Source organism: Pseudomonas sp. NFACC51 (assembly GCF_900103575.1).
GTDB classification, from domain to species: domain Bacteria; phylum Pseudomonadota; class Gammaproteobacteria; order Pseudomonadales; family Pseudomonadaceae; genus Aquipseudomonas; species Aquipseudomonas fluorescens_Q.
Window position 1 is genome coordinate 183,822 of record NZ_FMXH01000010.1, and the last position, 13,871, is coordinate 197,692.

Genomic DNA, 13,871 nt, shown 5'->3' on the forward strand with positions numbered 1-13,871 from the left:
CAACATTCAAGGATTGAATATGACCGTTGCCATAAAAAAGCAGCTTGATGAAAGCCTGCGTGATGCACAGTTAGCGCTCTATTTGAACCAGGTCGCGCCCAACAACCCTACGACAAGAAACCTGAAGCTCAAGACGGCCGAGGCGCTTTACGAATACTGGTTGCTCGATGTGCTGGTCAGCCAGGACGTGCCCACCACACCCGTGGCGTGTGCCATCGCCAGCCTGCAGCAATACGTCCATCGCATCCTGATGAACCTGGAACCCGGCTACGACTCGGCAAGCCTGGGCGCCGAGCACCTGAAGACTTGGCGCAACGAGCTGCATCAATACCCCACCTGGGCCGCCCATCAAAAGTTGCTCTATTTCCCGGCGATTTATCTGGACCCATTGCTGAGGGCCAACAAGAGCGACAACTTCCGGCAACTGGAAAACGACCTCAATCAGAACCAGATTCAACCCGATGCGGTCCAGTCCGCGGTCACGGCATACCTGACCCGGTTCGAAGAAGTCGCCAACCTGAACATTCTCACTGGCTACATCGATGGCGAGGACTTTGCCAACAGCACTTACTATTTCATTGCCAAATCACGCTCCGAGAACAGCTATTTCTGGCGTTCGCTGAACATGGCTCAACGCCCAATCAACGGCACGCCACCGCCCTCGCCTGCCACCCCGCCGAAACTTGACCAGCCCGATCCCTACGCCTGGTCGGACTGGGAAAAAGCCAACGTGCCAATTTCCGATAACGCGGTCGAACATTCAATAAGGCCGGTCTGGTTCAACAATCGTTTGTTCGTCGTATGGGCCGAATGCATCCATCAGGATCCATCAGCCACCCGCAATGCTTCTTCACCGTCACAAGCGACCACCCATCATCCGCTATTACGCTTGAGCCTCTGTTTCAAAAAACCGGATGGAAGCTGGAGCACCCCGCGTGTTTGCCTGCAGGGCTATTGCGAGGACAACGCGCTTCGCAGCATGGAGCTGGATGCGATCAAGGCATTGGTCGGCACTGTTGCTGTGCAATACCGCAAGGGGGCGCGCGATGTGTTGTTTCTCGCCTTGTGTGCACGTGAAGCCAGGACCGACTCGCTCAATTCAACCGGCAACCACTTCACGTTCATTAAAACAACGTGCATCGATAAAAACCTCACCCCTGAGCCCGGTAGCTCAGCCACCACGGAACAAGCAGCGAAAGAGCATTATCGCCAGTACAACGCCGATGAAAAAACACTCATCAGCGCTACGGCGCAACGTATCCAAACCAAAACATCCGCCGAAATCGTCCCCATTGAAGTTGCCCTCCCCGAGAATATGGAAGTCTCCATGTCGGATTTCGATGGGCATCGGCAACGCATTGGCATCGAATCAGTCGACGGGCCATCCCCCTCAACCCTCACGCTGCGTATGAGCGCAATCATCCACCTCGAGCACTACGGGGTTAGAACGTCGTCAAACCGTATGGAAATGCGCTTGAGACTGACAACCGTGCCCTATAAGACGCCTCGACTTCAGTTTGTTTGGGTGCTCCCTGCCCGGAGCTTGCCAGAAACGCCCTATGTAGCCCTTAGCGGGGGTTCGTTTTCTTCAATACACAATGCCCCTTCGAAGTTCCTCGAGCAAAACTACCGGCTGTCATTCGATCATATGACCGATGCGGCCAAGGATAATGAACACTCGCCAGGCATCACGTTAACCAACGACTTTCAAGGGAAATTGATCTCCACCCAAGCAGCGCGGCATCTGATCGCGGCAAGTCGACGTGTGGACCACACCAGCTATGCCGGCAAGGTGCAAAACCTGACCCTGCACGCGAACAATTCCGCCCCGCTGAACCTGGGTGAGACATTCGTTAGTCTGGACGAACCCCTCCTCCTCCAGTACGTGATTTTCCGCCGCCCGGACGCCTCGCACACTCAATCGTTAACCTTTGAAGACCTGACGGTCGTAGCAGAGTCCAGCCCCGCACCGAACCTGGAGAAGTTCCTTGAGTTCACCTGGCGCAGCACAGACCTCGCCAAGCACGGTGACACTTTCCTTTGTGGGGTCGCCTTCGTTCACCCCGAGGAGCCGGAAAAAAAACTCTACTCCGCCCTCAAGGCGATCAAGCTGAAGTTCACTCCGGCACGCCTCCAGCCGCCAACCATTACTCACGTATCGACGCCAGGCCTGGGCGCCAGTCAATCCATCGATTTCGCCGGTTCCGCCATCAACGAAAGCGATGCCCAGAACAAACCGCGCCAGCCCATCAGGTTGAACACCCTATTCGCTCCAGAACTGATCCGTCGTACCGAAAACAGCCTGGATGATTTGTTTGATTGGCAGACCCAACATTTGCCGGAACCGGCCTTACCAGGCGTCGTCAGCAACAAGATGGATTTCCACGGCCCATACGGCCGTTACTTCACGGAGCTGTTCCTCTACGTACCGTGGCTGATCGCCCACCGGCTAAACACCGAACAACGATACGACGAAGCCGAACGCTGGCTCCGATATGTCTTCGACCCGAGTCGCGCAAATGAGGGGTGTTGGAGAAGCGTGCCTCTGGTCGACAGCAATATGACGGCCTATCACGACCAGGCCCCCCACGACCCACACCAGATTGCCCTCAGTCATCCGGTGCACTTTCGCAAAGCGCTGTACTTCCTGTACCTCGACATCCTGATCAACCGAGGCGACACCGCGTATCGCGCGCTGACACCCGATAGCCTCAGTGAGGCCAAGCTATGGTACGTACGGGCGCTGGAGTTATTGGGACCGCGGGCGGTCGTTCAGACACTCGATCAATGGACGAGCATCAGCCTGCAAGCGTTGAGCGAAAGCAGCAATGAAAACCTGCGCGGGTTCGAACGTTTCCTGAGCCAGTCCGACACCCCCCACCCGTTGCGCATTCGTGGTAACCCTTCGCCGTCGTCCTTGCCTGCGATCGATACCCCGTACTTGCGCGTACCGTTCAACCCCGAGCTGCTCAAACGCTGGGACATCACCGAAAGTCGCCTGTACAACCTGCGGCATAACCTCGACATCGTCGGCAAGCCGCTGCATTTGCCGCTGTTCGCTCCGCCGCTGGATCCTCGCGCCTTGCCCGGTGCCAACGCCCTGAACATCGCCGACAGCGCCGCGTCGGGTTTATCGCTCCCACACCTCCCGAACTATCGCTTCATGGTCATGCACAGCCAGGCACAGAGTGCCGTTGAAAGCCTCAGCCAGTTCGGCGCCACGCTGCTATCGCTGATCGAGCGCAAAGAGCAGGCTCAATTGCAGGAACTGCAACAACAGCAAGCCTGGGACCTGGCGAAAATCTCGGTCGACCTGCAACGCCAGGCACTGAAGATCGACCGCCATAACCGCCAGGCGCTGCTGGCCAGCCGTTCTATCGTCGCGGGACGAGCCCATTACTACCAGCATCTGCTGGACAAAGGCGTCAGTGAAGCCGAGAGACAGGCCTGTCGGTTGTACTTGAGAAGTGGCTCAGCCGAACGGGATGCGTCCGACTCCCAGGCCGTAGCAGGCAGCCTAATGATGACCCCTAACATTTTTGGCTTCAGCAATGGCGGCTCCCGTTGGGAAGGTGCGCTGCACGCTGGCGCAGCGATCGCCCAAGGCACCGCCATCAGCGACCGCACGACAGCGGCCCATCTCGAGCGGACGGCACAGTTCCATCGTCGTCGGCAGGAATGGACCCAGGCCCGAGACCAGGCACAGCTCGAACTGGCGCAGGTCGACGCACAACTGGCACATGTTGCCGAGCAGGAAACGGCCACGCGCCTGCAACTTCGCCTGGCGGAATCGAGCCTGGGCCAAGCCAAGACCAACTACGATTTTTTCCGCAAGCGCTTTACCAAAGCTCAACTGTACCAATGGCTCAATAGCCAGTTTGCCGCGCTCTACCGCCAAGCCTACGACGCAACAGTGGGTCTTTGCCTGACGGCTGAAGCTTGCTGGCAGTATGAACTGGCGGATGTGAACACGCGTTTCATCCAACCCGACACCTGGAATGCGACCTATCGGGGCCTCGGAATGGGCGAGCAACTGAAGCTGAGCCTGTTGAACATGCAGGCCGAATACTTGCGCCGCAACGAGCGGGATCTGGAAATTCGTAAAACGGTATCGCTGCGTCAACTCAAAAGCAAAACCGCAACCAGCACCATTAACAAGGAATGGGCGCAAATTCACGCCGACCTGTTGCAAGGCCAGTGCGAATTCGAGCTGACCCAAGAGTTGTTCGAGGAAGACTACAAAGATCGGCAGCATTACCTGCGGCGCATCAAGACCATCAGCGTCTCCTTGCCAGCCATCGTCGGCCCTTATGAAAACATTCGGGCCACGCTGACCCAGACCGCCAGCAAGGTGTTCATGTCTCCCGGTGGCCAGTCCGTGGAAAGCCGCTACGCCAACCAGCAAATTGCCCTTTCCACGGGGGTCGACGATAACGGTCTGTTCACCCTCAACTTCAACGATGAGCGCTACCTGCCCTTCGAATACACCGGTGCGGTCTCCACGTGGTGCCTGAACTTCCCCAACCCCGAAGCCCAAAAGGACATGCTGGCGTCACTGACCGACATCATCGTGCAGGTGAACTACACAGCCCGGGCAGGCGGAGGTTCGCGATGAGTGAACACAGCACAATGCCTGTCAACGCGCCGTCACTGCCCAAGGGCGGCGGCGCCATCCAGAGCATCGGCAAGGGATGGAGCGCCATCGGCGCCCACGGCACGGCGTCCTATGAGATTGCCCTGCCGATTTCCCCGGGGCGCGGCTTTGCCCCCTCCTTGTCGCTGGGGTACGCCAGCTCGGCCGGCAATGGCGTGTTCGGCATCGGCTGGGGGCTGTCGCTGCCCTGTGTGGCGCGATGGACCGCCCAGGGTGTACCGGCCTATACCGAAGAAGACGAGATCATCGGCCCCGGTGCCGTGGTGTGGTTGCCCGAGCGAGATCCGCAAGGTGCCATCCGCTCGACGCGCATCGACCGCTACAACCGTCTGGCGCTGAACAAGACCTACACAGTGGTCCGCTACTTTCCGAGAATCGAAAGCCGCTTCGAACGGATCGAGTATTGGTCGTCGGACAAGGAAACACCGGGTTTCTGGCTCGTACATGATGCCGATGGCAGCCTCCATGTATTCGGAAAAAGCCCTTCGGCGCGTCGAGCAGATCCCCTGGATGCAAGGCGTGTGGGCGAGTGGCTGCTGGAAGAAAGCCTGAACGCCCACGGCGAGCACATCCTTTACCAGTACAAGGCCGACGTCACGGCGCAGCGCTATCTGAGCCGGGTGTGCTATGGCAATTTCAAGGCCGATGCGGACCTCTACCTGTGGGAAGCGGATCGGCTGAAGGCTGTGCAATGGCACTTCGAATTGGTGTTCGACTACGGTGAACGGAGCACGGAATACCAACGGAAGCCGAACTATGAAGGCCACCAATGGCTGGCCCGTGACGACGCGTTTTCCAGCTTCGCCTACGGTTTTGAGTTACGCACCGAACGACTGTGCCGCCAGGTACTGATGTTCCACCGCTTTCCTGATGAATGGGGCGCGGCCCCCGTCCTGGTGCGACGCGTGCTGCTCGATTATCGTCAGACCAGCCTGGGCTATCACCAGCTGACCGCCGCCCACGACCAGGCATTCGGCGACTCGACGACGGCCGATCACCGTCCGCCTGTCGAGTTCAGCTACAGCGAGTTCAAGTTCCCGCTTGAACGCCCCGACTGGCAGCCTTGGCAAAACATGCCGGGGCTCAACGAAAACCAGGGTTTTCAACTGGTGGATCTGTACGGCGAAGGCTTGCCGGGCGTGCTCCATCGAGGCGATGGCGGTTGGTATTACCGCGAACCCATGCGAGCCAAGGCCAACAGCAATGAAGTGGCTTACGGCCAATGGCGGGCGTTGCCCCGCATTCCCGTTGCCGACCCTGCAAAACCATTGCAGCAGTCACTGAGCGACCTCACGGGCGACGGTCGACTGGACTGGATCATCGCCCAGCCGGGGTGGAGCGGTTTTTTCTCCCTCGGTCCCGAGCGCAACTGGTCGGATTTCGCCACGTTCAACGCGTTCCCCGCGGATTTTTTCAATCCACAAGGGCAGCTGGCCGACCTGATGGGCTCGGGCCTCAGCGACTTGGTGTTGATCGGCCCACGCAGCGTTCGCATGTACGCCAATCAACAGGAGAATGGTTTTGCGACAGCCCGCGAAGTGTCTCGCGACGAGGAGCACGATGCGCTCCCACTCATCAGCGCGTCGCCCTCCGAGTTGGTGGCATTCAGCGACATGCTCGGCAGTGGCCAACAGCACCTGGTACGCATTCGTCACAACGAAGTGAAGTGCTGGCCAAACCTGGGGCATGGCCGTTTCGGCAACGGCATCGTGCTGGGTTCACCGGGCCTGGCATACGAAACCTTCGACGCCTCGCATATTCGTTTGGCGGACCTGGATGGCTCCGGCGCCACCGATCTGCTCTATCTGCAAGCGGACCAGGCGCTGATCTTCATGAACCGCGGTGGCAATGGCTTCAGCCCTCCCGTGGCGCTGCCCTGGCCCCAAGGCCTGCACTACGACCGCCTGTGCCAGGTGAGCATCGCCGACCTGCAAGGCCTCGGCTGCTCCAGCCTGGTCCTGAGCCTGCCCCACAGGGGAAACCAACATTGGCGCTGCGACTTCGTCAGCGCGAAACCGTATTTACTCACCGGCACAAACAACAATATGGGTACCGCCAACAGTATCCGCTACCGCAGTTCCGCGCAGGAATGGCTGGACGAAAAAGCCGAAAGAATGGCCGCCGACAGGCCCCTGGCTTGTCATCTGCCATTGGTCGTGCACGTGGTGTCGAATCAAACCCAACTGGACGAGATAACGGGCAATCAACTGCTCCAGTCCTTCACCTATCGCCAAGGTTATTACGACGGCATCGAACGGGAATTTCGCGGCTTTGGCCTGCTGCTGCAAACCGACGAGCAGACCAACCCCGACGATGCCGAATCACCAGGCTTCACGACGCCGTGCCTGACCAAGAACTGGTTTCACACCGGCCAGGCGGTGGACCTGCCCCGTATCGGTTACAGCCACGCGGATCCCATCGCCGTGGCGCCGGGCAAGACCTTGCTGAGCCAATACCAGCCTGAGATCGGGAGCGACACCCTCATTGCCTCGGCCACCACGGCGACCATCCTGGAAATGTCTCGCGCCCTCAGTGGCTATCTACTGCGAAGCGAGATATTTGGAGTCGATACGCGCCAGGGCAGCAGAACGTTGTATTCGGTCCAGGAAAATCGCTATCGCATACGCCTGCTCCAGGCACCCGAGGGCAACCGGCGCCATGCCCGGATGTTGCCGCTGCTGCTGGAGTCCATCCACTATCAGTACGAAGGCCTGACCGACGATCCGCAATGCCAGCACACCTTCAATCTGCAGTACGACGCCTATGGCTCGCTGACTCACAGCGTAAACGTCCATTACGCCCGACGAAAAACCCTCGACGATGTTCCGCCGTTCAGTGACGCCGATCAGCAGCGCTGGTGGCGCGATGCTCATGATCCAGCGCAACAGTTCCATTACCTGACCGAAACCTGCGCCGAGTACATCCATCTGCCAGCGCCTCAGGGTTGGCGACTGGGCTTGCCGTACCGCCAGCGGACCCATGCGCTGAAGAAACCCAAGGCACCCGAGACCGGCGGGCTGAGCACACGGGACATGACCTATGAAAGGTTCATCGAACTCACCGGGGAAACCGCCTGGATAACCCAAAGCGTTCTGACTGGCCTGTCGGTGCAACGCTACAAGGACGCCTCCACCGCAGAAACCTTGCCGGACGGCGTCGCCCACTTCGAAGCCCTGGGCGCCCACATGGAAACCGCCGAGCTGGACGAAACCGCCTTGAAAGCTTTCCATCTGTTGCCACAAACCTCCCGCCCGAAGGGCAAGCTGCTGGAACGAATCGGCTACCACCGCATGGACGCCTTTCTGCCGGCGACGCCACGGCTCGACAAACTCTGGTCAGTCAAAAGAGATCTTGCGACCTACGCGCCACTGGAAGGCTTCTACAAAATCCAGACCCAACAGGCGAGTGAACACCATGGCGTGACCGCCTTCAGCTACGACAATTACCACTGCTTTATCACCGCATTCAAACTGCCCGATGGCTGTGTCACCCAAGCGCTCTACGATTACCGCTCGCTGCTGCCACGGCGCATTACCGATCCCAACGGCAACGTCCAGGAAGGCCTGGTTGATGCCTTCGGCCAAGTATTGGCCACGACATTCTACGGTACCGAAAACAACACCCCCGTGGGTTTCAAACCCATCGCGCAGTTCAAGCGGCTGTGTTTCGACAGTTCGACAGAAGCGATCGAACAGCGCCAGGACGCCTTGCAGGAGGCCGCCACAGCGCTCTGTTACACGCCCTTCAGCTGGATGGGTTGCGTGTCGAACGCCGCGCTGGCGGACGGCGACTGGCTGGCGCGATGCGTGCTCAACCGAGACCTGCTCCCCAGCGGACATATCCGTGCGTCGGCTCGAACGCGCCTGGCGGATCTTCAAACACTCTGCGCCGACGACCTGAAACTGAAGAACGAAATGGATGCCGCAACGCGTGAGCCGGTGCACATCGCCGCACTGGTGGCCGACCGCTACCCCGATGACGACCAGCAGCAAATCCGCATCGCCATCACCTGCTTCGACGGTTTCGGTCGAACCCTGCAAAGCAAACAACGGGTCGAACCGGGCATGGCCTACGTCGTCACATCCCAGGGAGCACTGACACTCAAGAATGGAAACCCCATGGAGCAAACAACGGCAACACGCTGGCGTGTCAGCGAACGAGTGGAATACAACAACAAGGGTTTGCCGATCCGCCTCTACCGCCCTTACTTCGCCGATCAGCATCGCTACATCAACGATGCGTCCTTGCGGCAGTTCGGTCATTGTGACCAACAGTTCTACGATGCATTGGGTCGCCCCACCCGCACGCGCCTGGCCGCACAGGCTGGCCTTTCCTATATGCGGCGGCACACCCGCCATGCCTGGTACACCCTGGACGAGGACGAGAACGACACCCTGGAAGAGGTCATGGCCGAACAAGCACCGGCTATCGGAGGTGAGGCATGAACCCACGTCTTCACCGCAGGACACCGACGCTCAAGGCTGTCGACAGTCGAGGCCTGCCCGTGCGACAGGTCGCTTACTGCCGGCGTAACGCAGAAGAACAATCCCAAGCGCGCATCACCCGCCAACACCACGACACGGCTGGACGCCAGGTTGCGCAGTGGGACCCTCGACTGTTCGACACAGCAACCGAAGCCAACCTGACGACCGTCTACAGCCTTTCCGGCAAGCCGTTGTTGGTGAACAGTGTCGACGCCGGCTGGCGCCTGAATCTCCCTGGCGCTGCCGGACAGATCGTGCGCAGCTGGGATCAGCGAGGAAACCATTGGCGCACCACTTACGACCAGCAGCTAAGGCCGACCGCCATCCACGAGCAATTGCCAGATCAGGATCCGCGCCGAGTCGAATGCCTGCGCTACGGCGACAGCTCGCCGGAATCCGCCGCTCGCAACCTTTGCGGCGCCCTGATCCGCCACGATGACAGCGCGGGCAGCCTGCTCGTCGATGAATACGCCCTCTGCGGCAAACCGCTTGGCCAGACGCGACACTTCCTCGTCGATGCGGCACAACCCGACTGGCCGGCCGAGGAGATCGCCCGCGACAAACTGCTGGAAAAGGGCAACGGCTACGAAACCCGCTGGCGCTACGATGCATTGGCGCACCCTATCCTGCTGGTGGATGCGGCCCGGCACCAACAGCGCTACGGGTTTGATATCGCCGGCCAACTCAAGGTTGTGAGCCTGAAAGTAAAAGACGCTACGACTGAAAAAAACATCCTGAAGGATCTCGTCTACAACGCGTCTGGCCAGGTCGAATCCCAGGTTGCCGGCAACGGCGTCATCAGTCGCGCCGCATTCGATCCGGCCAGCGGCCGACTGATCTCACTCAGCGCGTCGGTGTCTGGCAACACCTTGCAGGATCTGCGCTACACCTACGACGCGGTGGGTAACGTGACGCACATCGAGGATCGGGCCCAACCGGTGCAGTTCGGCAGCAACCAACGGGTCGACGCCACCTGCACGTTCACCTACGACAGCCTCTACCAGTTGAGCAGCGCGACGGGCCGTGAAACGGCGGGGCTGACCAGCAATCCCGAACTTCCCGCCTTCAGCAGGACGCCGTTCGACGCCCGGCAACTGTTCCCGTTTACCGAGCACTACCAGTACGACGCCGGTGGCAACCTGATCGAACTGCGCCATGTCCGCGACCGCAACAACTACACCCGGAAGCTGGAGATAGCCGCCTCCAGCAATCGCCTGCTGTCCTGGAACAAGGCTGAACACTACGATGCCAACGGTAACCCGCAGGTACTCCATCCGGGCCGGGCACTGGAGTGGAATGCCCGCAATCAACTCGCCAGCGTGACGCTGGTGCAGCGCGCAGACGGCCGCCACGACCTTGAGCGCTATGGCTACGACAGCACGGGGCAACGGGTGCGCAAGGTCCAGGTCACCTATGCTTCGGCTGTGACCCATACCCGGGAAGTCCGTTACCTGCCGGGCCTCGAAATCCACACCCGTCAGCACGAACGCCTGGAAGTCATCACGCTGCAGGCCGGCCGTTGCAGCGTGCGGTACTTGCACTGGACCGAAGGCCGCCCGGCCGGCATCGCCGCCAACCAGACGCGCTACAGCCTGGACGATCACCTGGGTTCCAGCTCGCTGGAACTCGACGATGAAGGCTGGCTGATCAGCCAGGAAAGCTATCTCCCCTACGGCGGAACCGCTTGGGCTGCGTCCCGATCAGCCGTGGAAGCCGACTACCGGACCCTTCGCTATTCCGGCAAGGAGCGTGACGCCAGCGGCCTGTATTACTACGGGCACCGGTACTACGCACCGTGGTTGCAACGCTGGATCAGTCCCGATCCAGCGGGGGCGGTTGACGGGCTGAACCTGTATTGCATGGTGGGGAACAACCCGATGAGATTTACCGACCCTTCGGGCCTGATGAGGGATGAGGACTTCAAGGAATTCGAAACCTGGGGCCGGGCCCGGTCGCAGGAAATCATGGATTCGGCAAAAGGTGACTATTCCTATCGTTTGATGCCGGATGACTACGATAAAACGTCCGATCAGTTTCTCAATGGCGGGCTCCTGCGCCAGGAGTTTCTTGCTCACTCTTATGGCTACATCAAGACGGAAGAAGTCGGGCTCAGCGACTTCTTCAACCTGCCAAAGCCGCAAGGCAGCATGAGGGGATACAAAGGCGTGGACCGCAACTATGACGGCCGGGCCAGGACCGACACCCCCTCAGAACACTACTTGAACTTTGGCACCTATCGGATCGGCAATGCCGCTGAATACCTGGCCGATTTATCCAGCCGATACGCCGCCGCCAAAAACGACATGTTCCACAATGTGGCCATAGACGAGGACGTCCTGAAGGACGCACCAACGCTAAGCCGGCTGACCGATCAGGTCCATGAACTGCAGCAACCGACTCGGGGCTGGATCGAAACCCATATTGAAAACATGGGTGGGATCATGCCGATACGTGCCGGAGGCCCCGGGACCCATGCCGAAGTCCGGCTGGCGAATTCCGTGGTAGCGCTCTACCCGGACAGGGCGGAAAGGATGCTTTCCGACACCACGATATTCACTGACACCCTGTTCAGGGGTAAAGCCCCAGAACCGTTTCCGGCCTGCATCAATTGCAGCGGCATTCTTCCAGCGCAAATCACGGTGCCGACCGGACGCACCCCCGTCGACTACGCTGGCTACAACGCTCGCGTCCAGCAGATAAACGAGGCACCACGTCCTCGCCAACGAGGCAGCCGGGCGAGAAGATAATGTCAGTCAAACACTGATTGCATTGGTGAACACCAGGCGATTGCCGAACGGATCGACCACCGCCATGTCCTGGCTCCCCCAGGGCATGGCCTGGATGTGCGGGCGGGCGAAGGTGTATTGCTTGGCCAGCAACTGCGCCTGGAACGCTTCCAGTTCATCGGTCTCGATCCGCAGCGCCGAGCCCGGCGTGCAATCGCCATGGTGCTCGGACAGGTGCAGCACGCAGTCGCCACGGGAGACTTGCAGGTACAGCGGGAAGTCGTCGCCGAAACGATGTTGCCAGTCGACGGTAAACCCCAGGAAGTCGACATAGAATACCAACGCCTTGGCTTCATCGAAGATCCGCAGGATCGGAGTGGTTTTACCGAAGCTCATGGGTTGCTCCCTGGCTGAAAAAGACCCAGTGTAGATGGGTTGACCCTAGTGCTTCGGCCTGGGTTCCGGGTTCTTTAGTGTCAATACGCCATTATTATGGCGCCAATTAAAACAAATTCAGCCGTCCAGCCCCGTCCTCAGGCGCGATCCAATGGGCTGAATCCCTGGCGCAGATCGCCTTCGCGCGCCAGAAACCGACCTGCTCTGCGCCCATTCGCTCGCCCCTCGCCATAACTCAGGACACCGTTGACCCACACCCCGTCGATGCCTTCGGCGGCCCGTTGCGGCGCTTTGAAATCAGCCACGTCGCGAACGGTTTGCGGGTTGAACAACACCAGGTCCGCCCAGTGTCCTTCACGAATTTCACCACGGTCCTTCAGGCCGAAGCGCGCCGCCGACAGACCGGTCATCTTGTGCACGGCGGTGTGCAGCGGAAAAAGCCCGACGTCACGACTGAAATGTCCCAGCACCCGTGGGAAAGCGCCCCACAAGCGCGGATGGGGAAACGGATCGTCGGGCAAACCGTCGGAACCCACCATGGACAGCGGATGGGCGAGGATTCGTCTTACGTCGCCTTCGTCCATGCCGTAGTACACCGCCCCAGCCGGTTGCAGACGACGTGCGGCGTCCAGCAGCGAGACGTCCCATTCGTGGGCAATATCGGCGAGGTCGCGACCGCCCATGCCCGGGTGGGGTGTCGACCAGGTGATGGTGATGCGGTGGGCGTCGGTCACTTGCTTGAGATCCAGGGTCGAGGAACTCGCCGCGTAGGGATAGCAGTCGCAGCCGACCGGATGGGTTTTGGCCGCATTTTCCAGCGCCGCCAGCACCTGCGGACTGCGTCCCCAGTTACCGGCGCCCGCGCATTTGAGGTGGGAAATAATCACCGGGCTCTTGGCGCGACGGCCAATCTGGAACGCCTCATCCATGGCCTCGAGCACCGGTTCGAATTCGCTGCGCAGGTGGGTGGTGTAGATCGCGCCGAAGGCCTGCAACTCTTCGCTCAGTTGCATGACTTCGTCGGTGGACGCCGAAAACGCATTGGCATAGGCCAGGCCGGTGGACAGGCCGAGCGCACCGGCTTCCAGGCTTTCGCGCAGTTGCCCACGCATGGCCGCGATTTCTCCCGCGCTGGCGCTGCGCAACAAATCCTCCATGTGGTTGCTGCGCAGGGCTGTGTGGCCCACCAATGCGGCGACGTTGACGGCAGGCGTGGCCGTTTCCACCGCGGCCCGATAATCAGCGAAGCGTGGGTAGGCGAACGCTTGCGCGGTGCCGAGCAGGTTCATCGGGTCCGGCGGATCGCCGCGCAGACTGACCGGTGCAGCGCTGATGCCGCAATTGCCGACGATCACCGTGGTCACCCCTTGGCTAAGCTTGGGCAGCATCTGCGGTTGGCGGATGACCACAGTGTCGTCGTGAGTGTGCACATCGATGAAGCCCGGCGCCAGCACACGGCCAGCGGCGTCGATTTCTTCAATCGCCCGGGCATCGTCCAGGTTGCCGATGCGCTCGATGCGCCCGGCGCGAATCCCTACGTCGGCGTTGTAGCCCGGGGTATCGCGGCCATCAATGACCAGCGCGTTGCGGATAAGGGTGTCGTATTGCATG

5 protein-coding genes are annotated in these 13,871 nt (G+C 60.1%); 3 read left to right on the forward strand and 2 right to left on the reverse strand.

Annotated elements, in window-relative coordinates:
* Positions 1-19 precede the first annotated feature (19 nt).
* From BLT00_RS20515 to BLT00_RS20525, 3 genes are read left to right on the forward strand one after another with little or no spacing between them, the layout of a single operon-like run.
* Positions 20-4,615 (forward strand): Tc toxin subunit A-related protein, encoded by a 4,596-nt coding sequence (locus BLT00_RS20515; protein ID WP_092146229.1) that lies wholly within the window; start codon positions 20-22, stop codon positions 4,613-4,615.
* On the forward strand, positions 4,612-9,099 hold the full coding sequence (locus tag BLT00_RS20520) for a SpvB/TcaC N-terminal domain-containing protein (protein ID WP_092146231.1): 4,488 nt from the start codon (positions 4,612-4,614) through the stop codon (positions 9,097-9,099). The genes BLT00_RS20515 and BLT00_RS20520 overlap by 4 nt, the downstream gene beginning before the upstream one ends.
* Positions 9,096-11,885 (forward strand): RHS repeat-associated core domain-containing protein, encoded by a 2,790-nt coding sequence (locus BLT00_RS20525; RefSeq protein WP_092146234.1) that lies wholly within the window; start codon positions 9,096-9,098, stop codon positions 11,883-11,885. The genes BLT00_RS20520 and BLT00_RS20525 overlap by 4 nt, the downstream gene beginning before the upstream one ends.
* A 6-nt stretch (positions 11,886-11,891) precedes the next feature.
* On the opposite strand, the gene BLT00_RS20530 is transcribed toward BLT00_RS20525, so the two are convergent.
* Positions 11,892-12,260: a glyoxalase superfamily protein gene (locus BLT00_RS20530; RefSeq protein WP_092146235.1), complete on the reverse strand. Its 369-nt coding sequence runs from the start codon at positions 12,258-12,260 to the stop codon at positions 11,892-11,894.
* A 137-nt stretch (positions 12,261-12,397) separates the two neighbouring features.
* Positions 12,398-13,870, reverse strand: a complete 1,473-nt coding sequence (locus BLT00_RS20535; protein WP_092146236.1) for an N-acyl-D-amino-acid deacylase family protein — start codon at positions 13,868-13,870, stop codon at positions 12,398-12,400.
* Position 13,871: the final 1 nt, after the last annotated feature.